The following is a 22902-nucleotide window of genomic DNA, read 5'->3' as shown; positions in this document are numbered from 1 at the left end:
AATAGTTAGCGAAAGTATGCGTAGCTTGATGAAAAGCCGCTACGCGTAATCCTGCTTAGCTATTTTGCTAGCTATTTTTCGCGATATATTCGTTCACCATATCGGTTAGTACGTTTAACGGTACAGGACCTTGGCTTAACACAACGTTGTGGAATTGGCGAATATCGAACTTGTCACCTAGCTTTTCTTTGGCCATTTCACGCAGTTCAACAATTTTTAACATACCAATTTTGTATGCTGTTGCTTGTGATGGCATCACCACATGACGTTCAACCATTTTAACTGCGTCAGACTTTGCATTCGGCGTATTGGTTACGTAGTACTCGATACCTTGCTCGCGCGTCCATTTTTTCGCGTGAATACCTGTATCAACCACTAAACGACAGGCGCGCCATAATTCCATGGCTAAACGACCAAAGTCTGAATATGGGTCTTGATAGAAACCAATTTCTTTCGGGATCATTTCAGAGTATAAGCCCCAACCTTCAGTGTAAGCGGTGTAGCGGCCAAACTTACGGAATTTTGGAATACCCTCAAGCTCTTGCTTCATAGCAATTTCCATATGGTGACCCGGAATACCTTCGTGGTAAGCCAAGGCTTCCATTTGATATGTTGGCATGGCTTCCATGTCGTAAAGGTTCGCGTAGTAAATACCTGGGCGAGAGCCATCTGGTGTTGGCTGCTGGTAGAAAGCTTTACCAGCAGATTTTTCGCGGAAAGGTTCTACTGCTTTAACAATTAGGCCAGCTTTTGGCTTGCTTAAGAACAGCTCGTCTAGGCGCTCTTTCATCGTGTCGATGTATGCTGTTGCTTCTTTTAAGTAGCGAGCGCGACCTTCTTCGTCACTGTTGTAGTAGAACTGTTTGTCATTGCGCATAAACTCGAAAAATGCGGCTAAATCTCCTTCAAAGTTTACTTTTTTCATGATGGCGCGCATTTCATCGTGAATACGTGCAACTTCGCTTAAGCCAATTTCATGAATTTGATCAGATGTTAAGTCTGTGGTTGTTGTGCGGTTTAGGGCATTATTGAAGAACGCTTCACCTTCAGGGAACTTCCATGCGCCGTCACGTGTATCGGCTTTGGTTTCCAGTTCCATTAAATACGCAACTAAGCTGTCGTAAGCAGGTTTTAATTGCTCAACTAGTGCCTTTTCAACGTCAGCGATTAAAGCTGCTTTTTTGGCATCGTCTAATTCCAGCTTGTTCACCTTTTTGCGGAAATCAGCCAAAATTGTGCCGTCTTCACCGGCTTCAAAAGGAGCGCCCGCAATAATGTTTTTCGAATCACGAATAACATGTGGGAATACAAATTTAGGGGCGATAATGCCTTTCGCTTCACGAATTTTTAGCTGGTCAATTAATTGGTTGATCAGTTTATTCGTACCATTGACACGTGCAATGTAATCGTTCGCTTCTTTTTCATCGGCAATCGTTTGCTGATTAATCAGCATGGCTGGTACTTGCGAATGTAAACCAAACATTTGGTTAACAGGGTAGTTGTGATGGCGCCATTGAAAATCATCAATTTCTTGTTGTAATTTTTGTTCTAACAAGGCGTAGCTAACCGCTGTTTGTTGGTCAAGCTTGCTCACATCAAGTGCTTGAATACGCTTTAAATCTTGTTTGGTAATTTCCAGTTCTTTAAGTGCGTTTTCTTCTGAAATGTCATTCCATTTATCGTAGTCTTTTTTGATGCCTAAGAACGTCTGCATCATTGGGCTGCGATCAATACCTTCGTCAAAAATTTGATCAAATAGCGCATTCGCTTTTTCTGATTCAGTTTGTGCTGCGGCAACGGTTTGTTGCTCTGTGGCTTTTTCTGCAACGGGTGCTGTGTTTGTTGATTGCTCTGAACCACAACCTGCTAGAACGGCAGTGCTAAGGGCTAAAGCTAATAATGACTTGTTAAATTGCATCTTGCTTCCTTCATTTATATAACTGGTTGAGTTTGCCTTGGAATATTTAGTAAATGCAAGAAATGCACGATAAAAAGCGCAATTGATAAGACTAATGGTTGAATATTGCGGCTAAATTCGCGATATTGGCGCGAAAATCATCCCTTGCCTGATAGTTAAGACAACGCGTGACACAAGAACAATCTTCGACGCCCTGTAAAGAAGCCAAGCATAACCCTAATCGCCAGCAAACGAATGTCACGATATCGTTTGTTAAAGCGGGTTACCAAGACATCGGCTTTTTAACCTACCTGCGTAAGTTAACCATGGAGTCCCACTTGAAAAAGGCGGGCATTGAAATGAGTGATGAGCAGCACGTGGCTCGAATTCACGAGCATTTTAATGATTCCTTCTTAATCAAGTTGGGCCACTCGACCGTTGGCCTGATCAAGCTAGGTATTGAAAATGGCAGCTTGCACATACGCCAATTTCAAATTTTGCCTGAATATCAAAACAAAGGAATAGGCGATAAGGTGTTACTGGTTTGTAAGCGCAAGGCCAGCGAACAAGGGCGTTCACTGACCCTTAATGTCTTGCTTGATAACCCTGCCAAGCAGCTTTATTTACGCCACGGCTTTGTCATCGAGCAATCCGATAGCCTTCAACATTTTATGCGTTTCACATCACCTTAATACTTGGCAGTAACCGATTATTAAAGGTAAGTTAAATCTGTTTAAAATTAATGTTGATTATTTAGCGCGCAGAATAAAGTTACCCTCTGCCGCAATTATTAATCGCTCGCAAACGTTACCCTAATGAACAATTTATCTGTTGCCATATCTTTCATACTAGCGCTTTCGCTAACAAGCCAGTTTGCTTTTGCCAAACCAATGTCGGCTGAATTAGCATCTAATGCATCTAATGCATCTGAAGCTCTGCTGGTCAAGCGTTTGTCGGCTGATGTTCAACTACAAGGTGTCGATATTATCGAAGCTGACGATGTTGATTGGGGTTACTTAAACCCGCTTAGAGGTGACAAAAGCCCTGGTGCCGCAAATTTGTGGGGGGATCGTACAAAAGATACAGCCACAGGTATGTTAGTTAGGTTTAAGAAAGGGTTTTCTTCGCCACCACATATTCACAATATTACCTATCGCGGTATTGTCATTAATGGCTTATTGCATAATGACGACCCTACAGCAGCAAGAATGTGGATGCCAAAGGGTTCTTACTGGACACAACCTGCAGGCGAAGATCACATTACTGCCGCCAATGGTGAGAGTAATTTAATTTATCTAGAAATTGACCGTGGCCCATATTTAGTCAAGCCATCAAACCAAGCATTCAACAATGGTGAAGCGCCGATTAACCTTCATGCAAATAACTTGGTATGGCAGCCGTATGGTGCGGGCGAGCGTGCTTTCTTGTGGGGAAATACCAGCAAAGGTGAAATTAATGGCTCGCTGACTAAACTACCAGCAGGATTTGCCGGACAATTAATTAGTAGCGCTCAAGAGTTCAGAGCGGTTGTTATTACTGGGCAGCTAGGTTTGGTTGATAGCAATAATGCCAACAAAGTGAGAAGTTTAGCGCCAGGTAGTTATTTGGGCGCTGATCAGTCGAATAACTACCAGCTTCGTAGTGCGCAGGAAAGCATTCTTTATATTCGCACCGATGGCCATCTAATTTTAAATACCAGCAACTAGCTTGTTCGCATAGGCGATAAAAACAAAAGGAAGCATATGGTGTGCTTCCTTTTTTCGTTATGCGTCACTTGTTATCTGTTCAGTGAGAACAACTAAACTTAGTCAGTGAGCGTTAATAGATTTTACCTTCACTGGCAACTTTTGCGGAATCAACCCGGCTCGGTGTTGCTACACCTGATACAACCGGCTTGATGCCTTTGGCAATTGTGGCTAACACTTGCTGAAGTGACGCTAGGTTTAATGTCGCGACTTCATCGCTAACTGCATGATAATGCTTGTCCTGATCGAGTTGAACCGTACTAAAGCTGTGCGCTGGCACTCCCATCCTTGCAAACGTGGCATTGTCCGAGCGATAAAATAATTGCTGCTCAGGGTAAGGGTCTGCTTGAATGCGGTTAGCTTGATGTGTGATTGCTTGATTCATAATTGTCGCTAAATTAGAACGTTCAAAGCCTGTCATCCATAATTTTCCTGCGCCAAACTTAGACGTTTTACCAATCATTTCCATGTTCACCATAGCCACGACATTATCTGCTGGTAAATGTTTAGCAAAGTGTTTTGGGCCATAGCCGCCAATTTCTTCAGCGGTAAAGGCGACGAATATTAGTGTCCGATCATTATTATTCGCTGCGGCAAAATATCTAGCGAGATTAAGCACACCCGCTACACCTGAGGCATTATCGTCAGCACCGTTATAAATAAGGTCTTGTTGCCCACGGGTATTGCTATGCTCATCACTATCTTTGCTGGCGCTAAGCACAGTACCAATGTGATCATAATGAGCAGTAAACAACACAACCTCTTCAGGTTTGGTTTTGCCCGGCAACACACCAATAACATTGGTTAGTGCCTTTGTGGTCACTACATTGCTGCCTGATGCGGAGTATTCATCAATCTGCTTACTACCGTCAAGCACCATCAAAATAGTGCCTGTTGGGGTGTTGCTTAGCTTGGTTAACCCTTTTGCAAAATAGGCTTGATAGCGTTTGAATAAGTCTTGGTGGCTAGGGTGAATAACAAGGAAGTGATCGCCCCCTTGCTGGTTAATCTTGCTCAGTGTTTGGCGCAGATTTTGTTCTTTGCTAACAATATGGGTTACAACCTTACTATCCGCTGTCCAATTAAAGCTTTTCGCGGTACTCGCCAATGCCATCTGTGCTTCAGGCACTTTCTTCCCATTAAGCGTCACCGCTAAAGCAGCTGGTTTGATATTGTAAATATCGAATTGCTGGCGGTAACTTGCTTTAAAGGGCTCAAGTTTGGCTTGTTTAAAGCGGGCGGCGATGTAATTTGCCGCTCGATCTAGTTCTGGCGTAAATACTTTGCGGCCTTTTAGTGCATCACTTGCTAAAAACTCAACATCTTTTTTGATGTTGGCGAGTGAAATGACGTGGTCTTGAGAAGCAGATATTTCGGCATTGTGGGGGATTTCAGCATGTGTTGGCTGGCTAATAAAAGCTAATGTGGCTGTCAACACACAGCAAGAACTGGCTAAACGTTTGAATTTCATCATGGTTATTATTGTTTACTTTAGGCTGATCTAATCTTACTATTTTTCAAACTGTCGACAAGCGCAATAACTGCTTAGTTTGCAATAGATAAAAAATAAAATTTGTGAATACGTTACATAGTTTGGATTAATTTAATTGATGGCGTATTCACATGTTACATTGCCCAAAAGACAATATCGGATATTATTGCTATGAATTATTCTTCGTTTATTCCACCGCAACGTACCTTGATGGGCCCTGGCCCTTCTGATGTAAGTGCACGTGTATTATCTGCTTTAGCGAGACCAACTATTGGTCATCTCGATCCTAAATTTGTCACTATGATGGACGAGGTTAAAGCGCTTTTACAATATGCTTTTCAAACTAAAAACCCATACACAATTGCACTTTCTGCTCCAGGCTCTGCCGGTATGGAAGCCTGTTTTGTCAACTTAGTTACGCCTCAAGATACGGTTGTTGTTTGTCGCAACGGTGTATTTGGCGCTCGTATGATTGAAAATGTTGAGCGTATTGGTGCCAAGTTAGTGGTTGTTGATTCACCATGGGGCAGAGCAGTTGACCCACAACAATTAGAAGATGCGTTAAAAGCGAATCCAGATGCTAGTGTTGTGGCATTTGTGCATGCTGAAACTTCTACGGGCGCGCGCTCTGATGCGAAAACACTTTGTGAAATTGCGGCTAAATATGACTGTTTGACGATTGTTGATGCGGTAACATCATTAGGCGGCAGTGAGTTAAAAGTAGATGAGTGGGGAATTGATGCCATCTATTCAGGTAGCCAAAAATGTTTATCTTGCGTACCGGGTATTTCGCCAATTAGCTTTAGTGAAAAAGCGGTTGAAAAACTAAAAGGCCGTACGGACAAAATCCAAAGTTGGTTCTTAGATCAATCACTGGTGATGGGTTATTGGTCTGGCGATGGCAAACGTGCTTACCACCATACAGCGCCTGTTAATTCACTTTATGCCTTGCATGAATCGCTTGTGATGCTGCACGAAGAAGGTATTGAAAACAGCTGGCAACGTCATCAAAACATGCATAACAAATTGGCTGAAGGCCTAGCAGCGTTAGACATTGAGTTTATCGTGCCTGAAAATGAGCGCTTAGCTCAGCTTAACACTATCAAGATCCCAGCGGGCTTAGACGATGCTAAAGTAAGATCATTTTTATTAAATGAATTTAATTTAGAAATTGGTGCTGGCCTTGGGCAATTTGCAGGCGAAGCATGGCGCATTGGCTTGATGGGCTTTGCCGCTCGACAAGAAAATGTCACCTTATGTTTAGCAGCGTTAGAACAAGCTATCGCTAAATGTAAATAAAGCGCAGGCAAGAAAACTAACATTAATAAAAGGCACGCATAAGCGTGCCTTTTTTGTATCCATAGCTTAAAACGCTTTAGTTTATTGAGGCTTAGTTTTTTGAAGTTTAGTTTCGCAAGTAAGCGACATTCGCTTGGTTAATGCAACCAAGCTCTGGCTTTTGGCCGTTAGTGCCTTGCCTGAGAGTAATCACTTCTCCACGTGTTGCTTCTTTGGCAACTTTCTTCGCTTTACTCGCTTGTACAGAAACATCGTGCACTGAGCTAATTACTTCAATGTCAGGGCTAATAATACCGCAGGATAGCGATAGCAAGGGGATTAAGGTGTAGTTTCCGGCGCGATCAACGGCAAAGTATCCAGACTGTTTTACATGCTCTAGCTCAAAATATTGAATGATACGTTTTTCAAACACCAAGAGAATTTCCTGACAGCAGGCAAGGGCGTCGCCAGACTGAAAAACAACAACAAAATCATCACCACCAACATGGCCAATAAAGTTCTCTTGATTGTGCTTATTACCGTGTTTATTACTGTATTCAACGATAACGTCGGCAACTAATTTGATCACTTGATCACCAGCGGCATAGCCATATACATCGTTGAAAGGCTTGAAATTATCAAGATCAAAGTAAGCGAGTTGAAAATCGTGTTTGTGGCTTATTAACTGATTAACTTTGCGTTCAATGACAATATTGCCCGGTAGCATGGTTAATGGGTTAGCCTGCTGAGCGTGCATGATTTTCTCTTCGGTCATCATCTTCAAGATAGACCTAACGCTGGCTAATCCGGCATATTTACCTTGGGTGGTGACTATAAATTCAGGGTGCAAATCAAACTCGCTATGGTCAGTAATAAACTTACTTACATCATCTAGGTTTGAATGCTCATCAACCATTAAGCTCACAGGCCGCATTACTTTAGCTATGGGCTGTTTATCATATAGGGCATGCCCATAGTCAGATGAAAGCAGATCCGTTAATTCATCGCGATACACCATGCCCATCGGTAATTGCATATCATCAACAACGGCAATACTTTTTAAATTTGGCTCTGCTTTGAACTGGCTGTATACCGCTTTGCATGAAATATCTGCAAAAATTGGCTCGATTCGTTGAATAAGTTTACTTAATTCGAATTGAGCATTTGGCTTAGTGGTATCTTTTTGCAAAGGCTTTTCTACTAGAAGTTTGGGAAGCTGGGTTTCCGGCTCACTTTGTGGCTTGCCAAGCAAATAACCTTGCACATATTTCATGCCTAGCTTACGCAGGAGCAGATACTCATCTTCATTTTCAATCCCTTCGGCGATTACGCTAACACCTGTGGTTTTGCCAAGCTCAAAAATGGTTCTAATCAGTTCTCGTTTAACAATATTGTGCTGGCAGCCGCTAATAAAATACCGGTCGATTTTAACGATGTCTGGGCGAACCTCAGACCATTGTTTTAACCCTGAGTGGCCTGTACCTAAATCGTCAATGGCAATTTTAAAACCTAGATCTCGATAACGTTGTAATCCTGTTTTTAACAGGTTCTCATCAGTTGCCTCATAACGTTCAGTAATTTCGATAACGATTCTTGCAGGATCAAAGTCATAGTCGCGCAACATGGCAGGCATAGAGCTCGCTTTATGTTTAGTTTGCTCGATAGCCAGTGGGCTGGCGTTGAGAAACAAGAATCCTTCTAAGCCTAGCTTTACAAATTGCTTGATGGCGATGCGGCGACAGCATTGCTCTAGTTCTGCGAGTAAACCAAATTCGAAAGCTTTATCAAATAATTCTGCTGGGTTAAACGTCGGCGGCTCAAATGGACTGCGAACTAGTGCTTCGTAGCCAATGGCAGTGGATTGGTGAACATCAAAGATTGGCTGGAAGAAGCAACGAAAATTCTTTGAATGAATTAATGATTCAAGTCCTGATTTTGTTATCGCTGAACTTTTCATAAAGGGGCCTACTAATACAACATGCTAGCGCTAGAGCAATAAAGCCTTTGCTGGTAAGACCTTGATGTTATGAAAGTTATGTGACTAAAAAATGACAACGCAGCGAACTTAGTTGCTAATTAATTAGCAACTAAACAACAAAAAAGTCAGCAACTTGCTGACTTTTTTATGTTTTACAACTTTGCTTCACCACACTACTCAATAGAAGAGTTAGTTAAGCTAATGTGACCTTGGTGGATACTTTTGCTTACCAAGTACCAGTATTTTCCATGCTTGCCCACGGCTCTTGTGGCGCTAAGTGGCCTTCTTGCAATAGTTCAATAGAAATACCGTCTGGTGAGCGCACAAATGCCATGTGGCCATCGCGTGGTGGTCGATTAATAGTTACGCCTGCATCCATCAATCGCTGACAAGTGTCGTAGATATTTTCAACTCGTAGGGCTAGGTGACCAAAGTTACGACCATCGCTATATGGCTCTGTTTCACCCCAGTTATAGGTTAGCTCAATTTCATGGCCACCTTCTTCTGCGGCAAGAAATACCAGCGTAAATTTACCTTCTGGCACTTCGTGGCGACGCAATTCTTTTAAGCCCAATAAATCACAGTAAAAATGGAGCGATGCATCGATATCTAGCACGCGCACCATGGTATGTAATAGTTTCATAGCGGTCTCTTATTGTTCCAAATAAATTCCAAGCAAACGGCTGAACACCAGCCATCAAAACATCGCAATTATAGCGCTAAGTAACAGGAAACCAAGGAGAAAGGCGAGTTGAAAGGTTCTACAGGAACCTACAAACTAACATTTGTACCTAACGGTATGCATATGTGTATAATCAGAATATAAATCAATGTAGTAACTTGTGAATAACTAGGTGGTTGGCGTGGAAATTTCTTCTATTACTTTGGCGATTATTGGTTTTGTTTTACTGAATTTAGCGATGATGCATTACTTTGCCAAAGTTAAGCAAAGCAAAACACCACGAGCACCGTTATTGTTAATTGTTGGTATGGTGGTGAGTTCACTGCTTTCTTTGGTGGCATTGGCAACTCACACTTTTGCTGCTGATCTTGCGAGCATTGCTATTGCACTGTTGGCGTTTAATAACCTTTCTACATCGGCGTTATTTAGCTACTTTTTAGCGACACGAAAAACTCCGCTTGGTGATATTAAAGTAAAAGTTGGTGATCAATTGCTGCCATTTGCGAATGAGCAGTTTGATACGATTGAACTTGCGGGTAAACGCACATTGATAAAGTTTTACCGTGGCTCTTGGTGCCCATATTGCTCGTCAGAGCTGAGCATGTTTGAAGCCCTAACACCTAAGCTAGCAGCGCATAATATTGATATTGTTGCTATTTCCAATGACTCAGAGGTTGAAACCACTGCCCATGCCAAGCGTGACAACTTAAGTTTTAAGTTAATTGCCGACCCAACGTTAGCTATTATTCGCCAATACGGTGTTGAACATCACAAAGGCTTAGGGGCGACTGCCGATGATACACTTAACGTATTTGGGATTGCGATGCCATTGCCATGGAAAATGCGCTTTAAAGCCATGGCTATTCCAACAAGCTTGCTAGTTGATGAAAACGGCAAAATCGTGTGGATAGACCAATCGGATGATTATCGTATTCGTGCGAGTGAAGAACGTGTAATGGCGGCGGTTACCAATAGTTTTAGTGACTAATAGCTTTGGTTACTAATAGCTTTGGTTACTAATAGCTTTGGTTACTAATAGCTTTGGTAAATAGAAACCTGAGCGACATAGGCGTTGCCTGGGTTACCCTCAATTACATTGAATTACCAAATGGGACATCACAGGCAAGCCTAAGTTAAATCAGCTATTACTTTTAGCTGTTTTGCGATCGATACAACCTAAATCTCGCTCTGGTGCAATTACATCACGAACGGCTTGCTTTAGCTCAGTCACTTCTGGAAATCGCCCCATTGTTTTGCGTGACCAAATGAGTTGGCCGTTGGCAACAATTTCGTAAATACCACCAGTGCTGGGCTTTAAGCTCACTTCGTCAACTTCTTCTTCAAACGTTGAAAGAATTTCCTGTGCCATCCAGCTTGCGCGCAATAACCAGCGACATTTTGCGCAGTAAGTAATTTCTATTTTGTTCATCAGCTTTAAGACTTATTTTTAGATAGATAAAGTCAGTTTGTATTAACTAAAGTTGGGAGTCTAGTGAGGAATTTGAGGTTAGGCGCTAAGTGTTGAGAAAAACAGCACTTCTGAAGTTATTAACAGACACCCAGAAGTGCTCGAAAACAAGTGAGTACTCTTATTTTACCTATTTCACCATTCGAGTGATGACCCAGTCGTAAAGGCGATCGCCGCCCCATTTACGCACAAACATGACAGGTTTTACCATCGCACCACCGGCATAGCGAGGCTTAGGGCGTTTAGCGTTAATGGCTTTGACAATTAAGTTAGTGATAACTGAAGGTGGTGAACTATCTTTATCGTCTTTTTCAGCATCGCGAGAAAATTCGGCCAGTGAGTTTACCATGTCGCGGTAAGGACCATCGCCATAATTTTCAACGAGTGGGTTAAGAGAAACGTCATTGAACTCGGTCGAAATAGCGCCTGGCTCAATAATCACTACATCAATATTAAACGGCTTTAGCTCAACCCGTAAGCTATCGCTCCAACCTTCAAGCGCATGCTTTGAAGCAACGTACCAAGCGCCCATACTAAAGTAAACTTTACCTGCGCCAGATGAGATATTAATAATCTTACCTGCTTTTCGAGTGCGCATATTTGGCAACACCAATTGGGTTAGCATGCCTAAGCCAAACAGGTTCACTTCAAACATGCGGCGTGCTTCATCAACAGGTACTTGTTCAACAGGGCCTTGCGTGGCGTAGCCGGCATTGTTGATCAAGATATCTATTTTGCCTTCTTCTTTGATGATGTGATTGACTACGCGCTCAATGTCTTCTGATTGAGTGATATCCATGCTCAGTGGAATACCACCAAGGGCTTTTAAGTCAGCCATTGCGTCAAGTCTACGTGCTACCGCATAAACTTTGTAGCCAGCTTTGATCAGTGTTTTTGCGGTTTCTTTACCAATACCTGCTGATGCACCGGTAAGGAGCACAACTTGTTGAGAATTCATTTAATTTTCCTTCTATTTATTAAATTTTTCGAAAAGGGCTTATTTAGAATCGCTGATACCAGTCAATCATTTCTTGAGGATTTTCAGCGTGGTAGGTATAGCCTCTAAAGCGTTGCTTAGTTCCTTCTATCCAGTTAATCGCTTTCTTTGAGGCAGGAATGGCGTCATAAATCTGTTGCACGTCGTCAGCAAATGTAAAACTGTCGTTTTTAACTTGGCAAACTAAGGTAGGAACCTTGACCGCAGCGGCATCAACTATGGGTGAAGAATCGGCAATTCGGTAACCCCAGATTTCACGATACTTCTGTTCAAATACTCGATAGCCTTTTTCTCCTAGCCACATGTTTTTACATAGTTTGCGAACTAAGGCATCACCGGAAATTGGCTGTATTAGCATCATGGCTTTAACACCTTCAAAGGCTGTAGGTGACTTGCGCATTGCCACTAGGGTTGCATTGCCACCTAAGCACATGCTGTGCAGGTAGATGTCCATATCTTTGGTGGCTTGGTTAGCACGCACATAGTTAAGTGAACCTAAAACATCTTTGTATTCGAATAAACCAGGGTTGTAGCCACCATTTTGAGCGGGTGCGCTAAAGCCGTGATTGCGTAGGTCATAGGCTAAAATGTTGTAGCCAGCTTCATGCAATGCCTTGTACTTCGGAAGAAAGTTAACTTCAAAACCACCTGCGTTTTTCCATGGCTTGATATGGCCTGCATAGCCGTAACGGTTGCCTGGAGAGAAGTGGTTACAAATTACAATTTTATTCGAGGCAACTTTTGCTGGTATGTACCAACCCTCCAGGTTAACGCCATCAGCGGCAGGAAAATAGACATCTTCATATGTCATGCCGTACTCGTCAGGCCGCCTCAATACTGGTGACCTTGGTACCTGTGCAATCATTTTGACGATTTTGTTCATTAAAAAGTGAGTAATCATCGCTAGCCTCCGTTGTAAGTCTTATTGCTGTTAACTCGCACTTACTGAGCCTTGGTTTGGCTTTATCGAGTACGAGTAGTCAATTGTTGAGGCATAGCTTAATGGCTGGTTAAAAAATGGACTTAAACATATTCAGGCAGAATGTATACATTTCAATAATTGCTATGAGAATTAACTTTAAGGCTATGAAATATAAGGTTTAATGAAAATGTATAAGTTGTCGCTTGATATGTATACGTTGAGAAAATCAAGAGAAGATACACTCGTATAGGCAAACGCTACTTCGTGTCATAACGCGACAGAAACAGGAGAGATACAATGTCATTTTTACCACTAAGCAGCATGATTATTATTGCTATGTCAGTAAGTGCTTGGCTTGGCAATAAGTCTGTAAAAACTGAAATAGAAATAGAGGCACCGCCAGTATTGGTGTGGCAAGTACTCACAGATGTGGCTAGCTATCAGCATTGGAATCCAGTTTTTCTCTATGAAAAGGGAGATCTAAAGCAAGGTGAAAATATCATCTATACCGTCACCGAAAACCCAGCCGAACAAAAGTCAGCAAAGATCAGTGCCAGAGTTAAGCAAGTTGTTCCCAACAAACTACTCAACCAAACCGGTGGCCTTTGGGGGATAATTACTTTTGATCATAAGTATCTGCTAACAAAAACTGAGCGAGGTACAAAAGTGACTATTTATGAAAAGTATACGGGGCTTTATGTAAATTTTTGGGGTGAGTCGAGCATTGCTAAGCAATATGAAAATTTAGCTAAGGCATTAAAAACAAGAGTTTTAAGTAGTCTGAAAGCAGGTGTTGAAGTACGGCCTGCTGATAAAACCAGCCAATAGGCCGCCGACAATTCAAATTCGATAAGTTAGACTAAGATGTATTCACTCATTAAAAACCCGACTGCCATGAGCACTATTGTTCGACTTTCTACCATTACTGAAGTGCATCAAGCTTTGTGCTTGCCCGCGCCCAAGCACCCATTAGTGTCAGTGCTTCAGATTGGCAAAGCAATAACGAATTACGACTATGGCGATTTCACTTATATCTATGATTTTTATCAAGTCGCGTTTAAAGCAGGCATAAAAGGCGAAATTATTTATGGTCGCAGTAGCTATGACTTTGAGCAGGGGAGTATGGTGTTTACTAAGCCTGGGCAGGCACAAACTTATAGCAACACCGAAGAGTTAGATGGCGAGACTGGTTGGGTATTGCTGTTTCATCCTGATCTTATTAGACGCTATGACGTGGGTAAGCATATCGGGCATTACTCGTTTTTCTCTTATGAAACGAATGAAGCCTTACATGTATCGGAAGATGAAAAGCGCGTTTTACACGAGTTAGTGAATCAAATTGAAAAAGAGTACAACAACAATATTGATAAACACACGCAAAAGCTGATTGTCTCCAATATTGAATTGATACTTGATTACTGTACTCGATTTTATGATCGCCAGTTTTACGTGCGCGCCAACCACAATTTAGATTTATTGGCAAAGTTAGATAACTTGCTTAATGATTACTTTGAACAAGCACATGCATTGGATTATGGCTTGCCAACAGTGAAACATTTTAGTGAAGCTATGGGTATGTCATCTTCATATTTAAGCGATATGCTAAAGAATGCAACAGGCCGAAATGCCCAGCAGTATATTCAAGACTTTTTACTAGAACGCGCTAAAAATCAGTTATTGTCATCTACTGAGCAAGTGAGCCAAATTGCCTATAGCTTGGGTTTTGAATATCCACAGCACTTCAGTAAGCTGTTCAAGTCAAAAGTCGGCGTTAGCCCAGCTGAATATCGAAAAGTACAATAAATACAGTTAGCTTTCGTGGCGCCTGGTAGTTTGAATGCAAACGTTTGTGGGATAGATATCAGCACTAGTGCATAAACTTTCCATGACGCAGATAATGGATAGTTTGCTCGGCAACTATGCTGCTGTATCTCATAATGGCATGACCCACATCGATGGTAATAAAGTCGCTCATATGTTTGAGTTTTGTTGATTCCACTGACACTAAACCGTCGTTTTCGCTGGTAAATAATGACTTAGTAAAAGTATTGCCTTTTGTGCCCGCAATCACACCAGCGTTGATATCAATGTCTTCAAGTTGCTGGCTAAGGCCTTGCGCATTGGTGACCAGCGATTGACTAATTTCACCACCTAACGACATCAGCCAAGTGCCCTGATAATAATCAGCGACTTCACTGCCTTTGTTCGGGGTTCCCATCAACACAACCGCACCAAACCTGTCGCTAGCTAACAATTGTTGATGCGCTTGCAAGTATGAGCGGATCACTAAGCCACCCAACGAGTGCCCAACAAAATGAACTGTGCTGGCTTGCGCTGTTAAGCATTGATCAATTTGTTCGCTGGTTGAGCCAAATACCGAATCAACACTCTCACCAATCGTGTCATAGTCTAGCGAGCATACTTGGTAGCCCGCTTTTTCTAGCTGCTGTTCAAGCCACCACATTGCGGTATCGCTGCGCCCTAAACCATGGGCAAGTACGATCAACTCTTGCTGATTAGAGTTTTGGATTTGGCTATTTTGCTGTGAACTTGTATGGCTACAACTCATTGCAAATAAAGCAAATACTATGACTAGAAAATTTAATATTAATCTCATATTAGCGGAAATAAATAACGGCTGATTTAAAATATTGTGTCGGCTTCTTTGCATGCGGTAAAAGGTTATTGTTAGTTGAATCCTAGGTCAAGCTAAATTACACTGTTGGGTGTAAATATAAAGAGGTTGATGATTTGTCAGAAATTAAGCCACGCGATAAGAGTAAGAAAAGAAACGCAATTTTAGACGCTGCAATAGAGTGCTTTGTTGAGCAGGGCTTTGAGCGCACTAGCATGGACTACATTGCAGAAAAAGCCTGTGCTTCTAAGCGCACTGTCTACAATCACTTCGCTAGCAAGGAGTTGCTATTTAACGCCGTTATTGGTCGCTTTGTGGTGGCTAATGAGGAACAAAAGCAGATTGACTACAACCCAGATACTTCATTAATTTCACAACTTCGCCAATTTGCACAGCTAAAAATATCGATTTCTGAGGATGCTAAACAGTTGAGCTTTATGCGTATGGCGTTTGGTGTGTTATTAACTCACCCCGAAATCGCTGAGCAGGTAATGCAAAATACCGACAAAAGTGAAGATGGCTTACATAACTGGTTACAAGCTGCTGTGGATGACGGCAAACTGCTGATTAACGATATTGCACTGGCAGCCGAGGTGTTTTGGTCAATGTTTTCTTCGACATTTTTTTGGATGGCATTATTACAAGGGCCTCAAGAAAAAGCGCGCTGCGAGCTGTTAACGCAAGAATTTCTAGAAACATTTTTAGCTAAATACCAAGTTGTATAAGTAGTTCAGCTCTGCCAGCGCGTGTTGGCTTTTAGATCTTGAACCTTGTACAACCTATATTTTCTCTACTTGCGGCAGTTTGATTGACCAAAATTTCTATACTTCAATTGTCGCTTCATTTCACCTCAACTAGCTCTCTCAGCTTGAAAAAAAACTGCACTAAGCAATTCAAATTCCCAGCTAACGGCAACACACGTGTCTTGTGCTTAAAAAGCTATTATCAGCGTGAATAGTTCATCGCTTTTCTTTTATTGATGTAATAATTGTTATGTTATAACATAACTTTAAGTTGGTTTTATTGAGGAGGTGATATGCAAGTTAATCAAGCTGTATCAAAGCTACCTTCTACTCAGCAGCTGCTCGAAGCACCAGAATCCAATTACATGAATGATGAGCAATTAGCTTTTTTCAAGAAGCATTTGATTGATTTACATGATTCAACGCGAGAGCGAATTCGCGAAGCAAAAGAACAAATGCTAAGCCCGCCAGATTTAAGCGATATCAGTGATAGAGCTTCGTGGGAAGAACAATGCGCTATTTTGATGCGCATAGTCGATAGGGAGCAAAAGCTGCTACCAAAGATTCAGCAATCGCTAGAGCGAATAAGGTTAGGAGAGTATGGCTACTGCTTGGAAACAGGCGAACCAATAGGGATACCTCGCTTGTTAGCGCGTCCAACCGCTGAATATTGCGCCGATGTAAAAATTTATCAAGAACTAAAAGAGCACATTTATCACAAGCAGCGCGAAACATAGTGCAACTTGTTGTGCATAAATTGAACTGAAGTTTAGAAGGGCTAGGGCTAACTATGTTAAATACGTCAAATCAACTACCAGTTACTGTACTTTCCGGCTTTTTAGGGGCAGGGAAAACAACTGTACTCAACCATATTTTAAACAATCGCGAAGGGCTACGAGTGGCTGTGATTGTTAATGATATGAGTGAAATTAATATCGATGCGGCAACGGTGCAAAATGAGGTGAGCCTAAATCGCTCGGAAGAAAAATTAGTGGAAATGAGCAATGGCTGTATTTGTTGTACGTTGCGTGAAGACTTGCTCGAAGAAGTGAATCGTTTAGCTAAAGCTGGCAAGTATGATTACTTAGTGATTGAGTCAACGGGTATTTCTGAACCTTTGCCTGTTGCTGAAACATTTACGTTTGCGGACGAAGATGGCGTGAGCCTGTCAGATATTGCTACCTTAGACACTATGGTAACTGTGGTTGATGCCGTTAACTTCTTAAACGACTATGATGAAGCCAAATCTTTGCAAGAGGTAGGGGAAAGCTTGGGCGAAGAAGATGAGCGTAGTGTTGCTGATTTACTTGTTGAGCAAGTTGAGTTTGCAGATGTGCTCTTGATAAGTAAAACGGATCTTATTGCCGAGAACGACCTCAAACGTTTAAAAAGCATATTAAGCACCCTTAACACTGAGGCAGAGCAGATCGCAATTGAACACGGCAATGCACCACTTCAACAAGTGTTAAATACTAAGAAGTTCAGCTTTGAAAAAGCACAACAAGCGCCAGGTTGGTTAAAAGAAATGCGTGGCGAGCATGTTCCTGAAACCGAAGAGTACGGAATTAGTAGTTTTACGTTTTGTGAACGACGACCATTTCATCCGCAAAAGTTTTACGACTTTCTACACAGTAAAGAAATAGCCGGTAAACTTATTCGCTCTAAGGGATTCTTTTGGTTGGCAACGCGGCCTCACTTCGCGGGCAGTTGGAGCCAAGCTGGAGGTATTGCCCGATACGGCGCCGCAGGATTATTTTGGTTTGCAGTACCTCGTGATCAGTGGCCTGATGATCCTGAATATTTAAGGGCGATTGAAGAGCAATGGGTAGAGCCCTTTGGTGATATGCGACAAGAATTAGTTTTTATCGGTCAAGGCTTAGACAAGCGAGATATTATTGCGCGCCTGAATGATTGTTTACTTACCGATGAAGAATTGATTCAAGGGCAAGAGGTATGGAAAACGCTGCCCGATCCATTTCCATCATGGGGACATTAGGAATAATTGGACTTTGGTCAATACGCCCTAATGCAAACTGAATAAAAATGCCGCTGTTACGCGGCATTTTTATTCTTTTCTAATTTGGGCTAATCGTTAACGTCAAATTGTACTTTATTAGCAGTTGTCTGTAAGTAAGCGAACTAAAGGCTCTGTAGAAGCTGTCGGGCCAATGTAGTTAACAGAACAATTGGTTTCACTGCCGCTAACACCTTGTGGAATAATTCTAACAATTTCGACTAAACCACCGTCACTCACTGCACACCAACTATCAGGGCAAGTCTCATTGGCGTTAAGGGGTTGAGTGTCTAGATTCCGAATATTAGTTGTATTAACAAAATGCATGAGCGAGGTATTCCAGCGGCCAAGTGGGTAGCCATTTAATAATGGTACATTGACTGTTTGTGAACTGCCTGTAGTGCTAGGTAGCGCGATAGTATCTGAACCAGTAGTGGCATTTTCGATAGTGGCTTTTGCGTTGGCAAGCTCTATAGCGCCTCGAAGCGCACCTTCCATTCCTTCTAATGCGGAAATACGAGCATCTCTGCTTAGGTTTATAAATCTAGGAACAGCAACCGCCGCTAAAATACCTAGAATCACGATAACAACAACTAACTCTATAAGGGTAAAACCTTTTTGCGATTGAACTTTTGGGGTACGGCTATTAAATAACAAAATAATACCTATATTTTTGTTTATTTATGACTAATCAATTCGATTGTGGACAAGCATCATACTCAAAGCCACAAATAAAGATATTGATCACTATCAACACTTGGATAACTGCGCGAAAAACTTAGCAAAAGCTTATAGCTAACAAGTAAATATCACTTGTAAATTAATCGCTGGCGCGGATTTTAGACAATCATGACTGAAAAGAATATTGCTATTTTGTACAAACTAAGCAGGTCGGATGTCTGAATAGCCATTTCAGTTGCATGACTAGATAATTCAATTGTATGAACAGATATAATAGCCTGCTCTTGGTATTACATCATGCGGGCTAGCACATTGTGTTTTAGCCAGCAGTGATGATAAATCACTGCCAACAAATGTATTGATAGCAAACCAATTAATAGCCAGCTTAAATAAAAGTGGCTAGCAGTCATAATGCTGGCAAGCTTTGGGTAAACACCTAAAAATGGTGGAATCTCAATAACTGAAAAGTAGTGCAGGGTATGCCCCTCCAAGCTTGAACCAAGCCAGCCTGTCAGCGGTGTTAGAGTGGCACAAACGTATAACATTAGGTGCAATGTACTGGCAATTTTTAATTGCAATATTGATGTATTGGGGAGCAGTGTTGGCGAGTCATTTTTATCAGAGATATTCGCACTATTTGCTCTTTTATTTTCAGTGTTTTCAGTGTTTTCGGTTTGGGCTTTGTTAGATTTTTGCGTTAACAGCCGCCATATTGCGCGCATTAGCATTATTACCAGCACACTAATGCCTAAGCCGACGTGCCAATCAATATAGTGTTCAAATTGCTCCCAACCATAGTCGGTGTCTAAATCTGTCCAAGTGAACCAAACGCCTATTGATAGTGAGGGTAAAATGACTAACACACTTAACCAATGAAAAGCTTTAGTGACCACATCGTATTCTGACTTTCTTATCATGGGTGTACCTATTTTTATGTGGGTTGCTCTGAATGTGTCAGCAAAAATTCGATGCGATTTTTAAGTGGCCTAAATATTAATTCAGCGATCAATACCGCATAAAGAATTGAAATAGAGGTCAGCCCTATTTCATAGACATAGCCAGGGGCATTTTCACCATTGAATGAATAGTATGATGCTTCAACTATGTCGGTAATTGCCCAGAAAACACCTGACGTATAGGAATAAATAATTAAGCGCCTTAATACGGGTAAATGTTGATTAGCTTGTTTTATCTGCTTTGGCTCTTTAACAAACCAACTGATGGTTGCGATAGATTGTAGCGTTGGCGTAAAACCGCAGGTCATAAACGATAGTGACAACAGGGTGAGTATATTGAACGCTAACGCCCATACGTTAATAAATACGTTTAGATCGTTCCATTCCCACGCAATAATTGTTGAGATTAAGGCGATAATAATGGTGATACCAATAATACCACCAATATTTAATGAGCCGTCACCAATGCTGCTCTTAAACTCATCATCAAGCTCGGCTGGGGAAACACCAAATGCGGAAGCGATTGCCATACATGACTCATTAGAGCATCGGCCATCTTTTTCAGCGCGTTGAATGGTTCTTAAACTAATACCGCTAACTTCTGCTAACTGCTCTTGTGACCATCCATTTTCGGCGCGATACATCTTTAATTTGGTTGTTGAAATATTCATAGTACTTCCTTGATAAAACTTACAGAATTTATAGCCGCAAACTCCATGACAGTACTACGACAGTTTGCCGCCAACCGCTGTCATAACCAAGTTTTTAGCATCAAGTATCTAATATAAATATCTTTTCTGAGAAGTTTATCTTCATGAACATAAGTTTTTTCGATAATGCACTAACGTCTCTTTCTCTAGTGGGTGAAGCACTCACGCTGCTTATTCAGTGAAATTTGAAAGCTAGTTGAACTATGTCACGTCGCGTTATTTGAGTGACGGGCTTAAAGTTGAAACAGGAAAACCGCACTAGACAACATCCACGCCTATCAGATTGATAGAGCAAAGAACATGTTACTGGGCTCTGATGACTCGATAGCCACTATTGCCTATGCGCTAGGCTTCGAATACCCACAATACTTCGCGCGCTTGTTTAAAAAGAAAGTGGGCGAAACACCCACTCAGTATCGAAACCAGTATCATTGATGAATAGGCACATGTGTGGTTATTCATCAATTGGCCAATGTCAGCACTTTACTTAGATTTTGATGATTAACGTAAAATGTTGGTTAACACCTCAATCAGCTCCTGATCTTGCCAATCATCTAGCGCATCTCCTACTTGAATTTCAAAGCGGCAGCTTTTATCACCCGTGTTTACAATTCTGTCGAATAACCAAATTTTGTCAGTTTTAGCGAGCGCAAGTGCTCTGCGTTCTAATTTATCCGCTTCAATAGGTAACTCAACTAAAAATCCATTGCACTGAACAGGATAAGGAATTGCTTGAGGGCCAAACACTTGTTGAATTAAGTTGCTCAATTTAAGTGCTCGTTCATGGAATTCTGAAATTCTCGGCAAATAGTTTTCTATCCCCCATAAAGCGGTTAATACATAAGGAAATGCCGTAAATAAATCCCCGCCTAATCGACTTCTCCAAGGCTTTAATTGCTCTATGAAATCTGAATTTCCAGCAATAATTCCACCAGCCGCTGCCCCAAGTGTTTTGTATAAAGAGATGTATACGGAATCTCCAAGTGCGGCAACTTCTTCATATGGTTTCTTATAGTGACACGCCGCTTCAAAAAGCCGTGCACCATCAATATGCAATGGAATGCTATTCTCTATTGAGAATTGCTTTAAATTGTTGAGCGATTGCCATGTTGGTAGTTTAAACCCAGCTCTTCTAGTCGGTAACTCTACACATATGGCAGAAAGGTCTTTCGGCAGTTTTTTAATATCTGTGTCGTCAATCGCGTTATCAGGTTTGCCAAACATGACGGCCTCTAATCCTAGCAGTTCTTTGTAGGCAAGCTCCTCGTCAACCTCCATATGAGATTGAGGGTGTATCGCAATTGTTTTGAAATTAGAAAGTGATGACCAGTGCAGCAACGCACTATGCTGACCAACCATACCTTTGTGAACAAAAAGCGCGCGCTCTTTTCCTAAAATACTTGCTATTTTTTGTTCAAGTAACTCTACGGTCGGTCCTGTGCCAAAGAAATCAACCTGTTGGTCGAGTACAGAGCTTTGCTCTATCCGTTCAATCCACTGTCTATGACTAAGTGGCTTGTGGCGAGTTAAGAACTTATTGCACTCCGACATTAGTGGGTGACCGAGTAAAATTCCTTTGTACATCCTGTATCCTTTGCTTCTGATTTTAAAACTAACAGTCTACATACTGAGAAAACTGCTGATTATTCAGTTTTCTCTTTATATTCACATAAGTCTTCGATGATACAGCTACCACATTTCGGCTTACGGGCAGTGCAAACGTAGCGACCGTGCAAAATCAGCCAATGGTGAACATCAACTTTAAATTCTTTTGGAACAACCTTGAGTAGCTAAGTTCTCTGTAAACTTCCAAAAATTGTTAAGCCGTATTGTTACTTTTTGATAGAAGATTGTGCAGCAAGCACATCATTTAATTTTGAACGACTAATTGGGATCTTCGTATTATTCATCATGGTAACCTCACCTTGTCGGCCTTCTTTTTTTACGCTTTTGATATGGTTAACTGCAACCCAGTGGGATCTGTGCGTTTGAATACCACTACTTTTGGGTAATTCATTGATGGCTTTTGTTAATGAATACAAAATTAGAAATTTATCTTCAAGCGTTAAGATTTCAAGGTAGTGAAGTTGCGATGACATAGAGACTATTTCATCGGTATGTTTTATCGAAGTCATCGATAAAAACGCTGGAAGCAGCTCCTGATTGCTCTCATTACTTGCTTTATGTTTTTTATTAGGTATTTCTTTTTTTTGGTACTCAAAGCCAAGTAACCAAGGGAAGTTGATTAAAAACCAAAATATTGTAACGGGTGGCATTACTCCTAAGGCTTCATCGGAAAGTTCCAGCCAAATGCTTTCAGGTATACCTTCACCAACAACATAAATATCTATTAGTAAAGCGAGTGGAACAAAGAGTAGGCTACCCACAAGCCCTGATATTAATAACTGCTGCCATGATTTTAGCTTATTAAACACATTTACTTTTAAACAGATAGCATGCGAGGTAATTAGAAATGACATCGGAACAATGGCTTGTAGTTGCCAAATAACGAAATGTAATAAAACTGGTGTATTTTCAGTACGAGAAATTAAAGCAAATAAAAAACCTGTTATCGCTGCAATACTGTAAAAGTAGTGTAGTGGGTTGATATCGCCAAGAGGAAACGTCTTATTCATTCAGAGTACATGCCCGCTGGTAAAAAGTGCCTGCCCGTTCATTCAATATTCTGCCAGTTCATACATAA

23 protein-coding genes and 1 pseudogene are annotated in these 22902 nt (G+C 41.4%); 10 read left to right on the top strand and 14 right to left on the bottom strand.

Going from position 1 to position 22902, the window contains the following annotated elements:
• Positions 1–67 precede the first annotated feature (67 nt).
• Positions 68–1918, bottom strand: coding sequence for a DUF885 domain-containing protein (locus DXX92_RS12075; protein WP_116000666.1), 1851 nt, complete (start codon positions 1916–1918; stop codon positions 68–70).
• A 167-nt stretch (positions 1919–2085) separates the two neighbouring features.
• Between DXX92_RS12075 and DXX92_RS12070 the strand changes: the two genes are divergently transcribed.
• Positions 2086–2589, top strand: a complete 504-nt coding sequence (locus DXX92_RS12070) for a GNAT family N-acetyltransferase (protein WP_245961472.1) — start codon at positions 2086–2088, stop codon at positions 2587–2589.
• A 123-nt stretch (positions 2590–2712) separates the two neighbouring features.
• Positions 2713–3603 (top strand): DUF4437 domain-containing protein, encoded by an 891-nt coding sequence (locus tag DXX92_RS12065; protein WP_245961471.1) that lies wholly within the window; start codon positions 2713–2715, stop codon positions 3601–3603.
• A gap of 112 nt (positions 3604–3715) precedes the next feature.
• On the opposite strand, the gene DXX92_RS12060 is transcribed toward DXX92_RS12065, so the two are convergent.
• A complete protein-coding gene (locus tag DXX92_RS12060) occupies positions 3716–5116 on the bottom strand; it encodes a M28 family metallopeptidase (RefSeq protein ID WP_116000665.1) in 1401 nt (466 codons plus the stop codon).
• Between the two features lie 189 nt (positions 5117–5305).
• On the opposite strand from DXX92_RS12060, the gene DXX92_RS12055 reads away from it, so the two are divergent.
• The gene (locus DXX92_RS12055) at positions 5306–6433 is read left to right on the top strand and encodes a pyridoxal-phosphate-dependent aminotransferase family protein (RefSeq protein WP_116000664.1); all 1128 of its coding nucleotides are present in this window, start codon (positions 5306–5308) and stop codon (positions 6431–6433) included.
• A gap of 106 nt (positions 6434–6539) precedes the next feature.
• Here DXX92_RS12055 and DXX92_RS12050 read toward each other — a convergent pair whose 3' ends face one another.
• Both DXX92_RS12050 and DXX92_RS12045 read right to left on the bottom strand, forming a co-directional pair.
• Entirely contained in the window at positions 6540–8369 is a 1830-nt protein-coding gene (locus DXX92_RS12050) for a bifunctional diguanylate cyclase/phosphodiesterase (RefSeq protein ID WP_116000663.1), read from the bottom strand.
• Between the two features lie 247 nt (positions 8370–8616).
• Positions 8617–9033 carry a VOC family protein gene (locus tag DXX92_RS12045; protein ID WP_116000662.1) on the bottom strand — a complete coding sequence of 139 codons (417 nt, stop codon included), beginning with the start codon at positions 9031–9033 and terminating at the stop codon, positions 8617–8619.
• A gap of 220 nt (positions 9034–9253) precedes the next feature.
• Here DXX92_RS12045 and DXX92_RS12040 point away from each other — a divergent pair, with 220 nt between their 5' ends.
• Positions 9254–10060 (top strand): peroxiredoxin family protein, encoded by an 807-nt coding sequence (locus DXX92_RS12040; RefSeq protein ID WP_116000661.1) that lies wholly within the window; start codon positions 9254–9256, stop codon positions 10058–10060.
• A gap of 150 nt (positions 10061–10210) precedes the next feature.
• Here DXX92_RS12040 and DXX92_RS12035 read toward each other — a convergent pair whose 3' ends face one another.
• The 3 genes from DXX92_RS12035 to DXX92_RS12025 all read right to left on the bottom strand — a co-directional run bounded on the left by DXX92_RS12035 (position 10211) and on the right by DXX92_RS12025 (position 12438).
• Positions 10211–10501 carry a SelT/SelW/SelH family protein gene (locus tag DXX92_RS12035; protein WP_220347656.1) on the bottom strand — a complete coding sequence of 97 codons (291 nt, stop codon included), beginning with the start codon at positions 10499–10501 and terminating at the stop codon, positions 10211–10213.
• A 169-nt stretch (positions 10502–10670) separates the two neighbouring features.
• The gene (locus DXX92_RS12030; RefSeq protein WP_116000659.1) at positions 10671–11498 is read right to left on the bottom strand and encodes an oxidoreductase; all 828 of its coding nucleotides are present in this window, start codon (positions 11496–11498) and stop codon (positions 10671–10673) included.
• Between the two features lie 43 nt (positions 11499–11541).
• Positions 11542–12438, bottom strand: coding sequence for an alpha/beta hydrolase family protein (locus DXX92_RS12025; RefSeq protein ID WP_220347655.1), 897 nt, complete (start codon positions 12436–12438; stop codon positions 11542–11544).
• Positions 12439–12756: 318 nt separating this feature from the next.
• Between DXX92_RS12025 and DXX92_RS12020 the strand changes: the two genes are divergently transcribed.
• Together DXX92_RS12020 and DXX92_RS12015 are read left to right on the top strand one after the other, a co-directional pair.
• Positions 12757–13287 carry an SRPBCC domain-containing protein gene (locus DXX92_RS12020; protein ID WP_220347654.1) on the top strand — a complete coding sequence of 177 codons (531 nt, stop codon included), beginning with the start codon at positions 12757–12759 and terminating at the stop codon, positions 13285–13287.
• Positions 13288–13323: 36 nt separating this feature from the next.
• A complete protein-coding gene (locus DXX92_RS12015; protein ID WP_220347653.1) occupies positions 13324–14262 on the top strand; it encodes a helix-turn-helix domain-containing protein in 939 nt (312 codons plus the stop codon).
• Between the two features lie 64 nt (positions 14263–14326).
• Here the strand turns inward: DXX92_RS12015 and DXX92_RS12010 are convergent, their stop codons facing one another.
• The gene (locus DXX92_RS12010) at positions 14327–15028 is read right to left on the bottom strand and encodes an alpha/beta fold hydrolase (RefSeq protein WP_220347652.1); all 702 of its coding nucleotides are present in this window, start codon (positions 15026–15028) and stop codon (positions 14327–14329) included.
• 182 nt (positions 15029–15210) lie between these two features.
• On the opposite strand from DXX92_RS12010, the gene DXX92_RS12005 reads away from it, so the two are divergent.
• From DXX92_RS12005 to zigA, 3 genes are all read left to right on the top strand, one after another.
• A complete protein-coding gene (locus DXX92_RS12005) occupies positions 15211–15819 on the top strand; it encodes a TetR/AcrR family transcriptional regulator (RefSeq protein WP_116000658.1) in 609 nt (202 codons plus the stop codon).
• 311 nt (positions 15820–16130) lie between these two features.
• Positions 16131–16574 carry a TraR/DksA family transcriptional regulator gene (locus DXX92_RS12000; protein ID WP_181901586.1) on the top strand — a complete coding sequence of 148 codons (444 nt, stop codon included), beginning with the start codon at positions 16131–16133 and terminating at the stop codon, positions 16572–16574.
• 53 nt (positions 16575–16627) lie between these two features.
• A complete protein-coding gene (zigA, locus tag DXX92_RS11995; protein WP_116000657.1) occupies positions 16628–17833 on the top strand; it encodes a zinc metallochaperone GTPase ZigA in 1206 nt (401 codons plus the stop codon).
• 117 nt (positions 17834–17950) lie between these two features.
• Here zigA and DXX92_RS19330 read toward each other — a convergent pair whose 3' ends face one another.
• From DXX92_RS19330 to DXX92_RS11980, 3 genes are all read right to left on the bottom strand, one after another.
• Positions 17951–18508: a type II secretion system protein gene (locus DXX92_RS19330; RefSeq protein WP_116000656.1), complete on the bottom strand. Its 558-nt coding sequence runs from the start codon at positions 18506–18508 to the stop codon at positions 17951–17953.
• 314 nt (positions 18509–18822) lie between these two features.
• On the bottom strand, positions 18823–19449 hold the full coding sequence (locus DXX92_RS11985) for a cytochrome b (RefSeq protein ID WP_116000655.1): 627 nt from the start codon (positions 19447–19449) through the stop codon (positions 18823–18825).
• Positions 19450–19463: 14 nt separating this feature from the next.
• Positions 19464–20159, bottom strand: a complete 696-nt coding sequence (locus tag DXX92_RS11980) for a helix-turn-helix transcriptional regulator (protein ID WP_220347651.1) — start codon at positions 20157–20159, stop codon at positions 19464–19466.
• Between the two features lie 339 nt (positions 20160–20498).
• Here DXX92_RS11980 and DXX92_RS19240 point away from each other — a divergent pair, with 339 nt between their 5' ends.
• On the top strand, positions 20499–20633 hold the full coding sequence (locus DXX92_RS19240; protein WP_245961470.1) for a helix-turn-helix domain-containing protein: 135 nt from the start codon (positions 20499–20501) through the stop codon (positions 20631–20633).
• A 66-nt stretch (positions 20634–20699) separates the two neighbouring features.
• Here the strand turns inward: DXX92_RS19240 and DXX92_RS11970 are convergent, their stop codons facing one another.
• The 3 genes and pseudogenes from DXX92_RS11970 to DXX92_RS11960 all read right to left on the bottom strand — a co-directional run bounded on the left by DXX92_RS11970 (position 20700) and on the right by DXX92_RS11960 (position 22834).
• Entirely contained in the window at positions 20700–21782 is a 1083-nt protein-coding gene (locus DXX92_RS11970; RefSeq protein ID WP_116000654.1) for a threonine aldolase family protein, read from the bottom strand.
• Between the two features lie 59 nt (positions 21783–21841).
• Positions 21842–21988: pseudogene (locus tag DXX92_RS19385) on the bottom strand (endonuclease III); the annotation flags it as partial.
• Between the two features lie 42 nt (positions 21989–22030).
• Positions 22031–22834: a LytTR family DNA-binding domain-containing protein gene (locus DXX92_RS11960; RefSeq protein ID WP_116000653.1), complete on the bottom strand. Its 804-nt coding sequence runs from the start codon at positions 22832–22834 to the stop codon at positions 22031–22033.
• Positions 22835–22902: the final 68 nt, after the last annotated feature.

The sequence above is a fragment of the Thalassotalea euphylliae genome (assembly GCF_003390395.1).
Taxonomy (GTDB): Bacteria; Pseudomonadota; Gammaproteobacteria; order Enterobacterales; family Alteromonadaceae; genus Thalassotalea_F; species Thalassotalea_F euphylliae_C.
Note: the sequence above shows the minus strand (reverse complement) of the source record. Positions and strands in the feature narration are given on the sequence as shown.

Excerpts from the sequence above, each read along its gene's own strand:
- DXX92_RS12000 (WP_181901586.1), top strand. The coding sequence starts at position 16,131 with ATGCAAGTTAATCAAGCTGTATCAAAGCTACCTTCTACTCAGCAGCTG.
- DXX92_RS12030 (WP_116000659.1), bottom strand. The coding sequence starts at position 11,498 with ATGAATTCTCAACAAGTTGTGCTCCTTACCGGTGCATCAGCAGGTATT.
- zigA (WP_116000657.1), top strand. The coding sequence starts at position 16,628 with ATGTTAAATACGTCAAATCAACTACCAGTTACTGTACTTTCCGGCTTT.
- DXX92_RS12060 (WP_116000665.1), bottom strand. The coding sequence starts at position 5,116 with ATGATGAAATTCAAACGTTTAGCCAGTTCTTGCTGTGTGTTGACAGCC.
- DXX92_RS12075 (WP_116000666.1), bottom strand. The coding sequence starts at position 1,918 with ATGCAATTTAACAAGTCATTATTAGCTTTAGCCCTTAGCACTGCCGTT.
- DXX92_RS12050 (WP_116000663.1), bottom strand. The coding sequence starts at position 8,369 with ATGAAAAGTTCAGCGATAACAAAATCAGGACTTGAATCATTAATTCAT.
- DXX92_RS11980 (WP_220347651.1), bottom strand. The coding sequence starts at position 20,159 with ATGAATATTTCAACAACCAAATTAAAGATGTATCGCGCCGAAAATGGA.
- DXX92_RS12045 (WP_116000662.1), bottom strand. The coding sequence starts at position 9,033 with ATGAAACTATTACATACCATGGTGCGCGTGCTAGATATCGATGCATCG.
- DXX92_RS11970 (WP_116000654.1), bottom strand. The coding sequence starts at position 21,782 with ATGTACAAAGGAATTTTACTCGGTCACCCACTAATGTCGGAGTGCAAT.
- DXX92_RS12025 (WP_220347655.1), bottom strand. The coding sequence starts at position 12,438 with ATGATTACTCACTTTTTAATGAACAAAATCGTCAAAATGATTGCACAG.
- DXX92_RS12015 (WP_220347653.1), top strand. The coding sequence starts at position 13,324 with ATGTATTCACTCATTAAAAACCCGACTGCCATGAGCACTATTGTTCGA.
- DXX92_RS11960 (WP_116000653.1), bottom strand. The coding sequence starts at position 22,834 with ATGAATAAGACGTTTCCTCTTGGCGATATCAACCCACTACACTACTTT.
- DXX92_RS12055 (WP_116000664.1), top strand. The coding sequence starts at position 5,306 with ATGAATTATTCTTCGTTTATTCCACCGCAACGTACCTTGATGGGCCCT.
- DXX92_RS19240 (WP_245961470.1), top strand. The coding sequence starts at position 20,499 with ATGTTACTGGGCTCTGATGACTCGATAGCCACTATTGCCTATGCGCTA.
- DXX92_RS12065 (WP_245961471.1), top strand. The coding sequence starts at position 2,713 with ATGAACAATTTATCTGTTGCCATATCTTTCATACTAGCGCTTTCGCTA.
- DXX92_RS12020 (WP_220347654.1), top strand. The coding sequence starts at position 12,757 with ATGTCATTTTTACCACTAAGCAGCATGATTATTATTGCTATGTCAGTA.
- DXX92_RS12010 (WP_220347652.1), bottom strand. The coding sequence starts at position 15,028 with ATGAGTTGTAGCCATACAAGTTCACAGCAAAATAGCCAAATCCAAAAC.
- DXX92_RS11985 (WP_116000655.1), bottom strand. The coding sequence starts at position 19,449 with ATGATAAGAAAGTCAGAATACGATGTGGTCACTAAAGCTTTTCATTGG.
- DXX92_RS12035 (WP_220347656.1), bottom strand. The coding sequence starts at position 10,501 with ATGAACAAAATAGAAATTACTTACTGCGCAAAATGTCGCTGGTTATTG.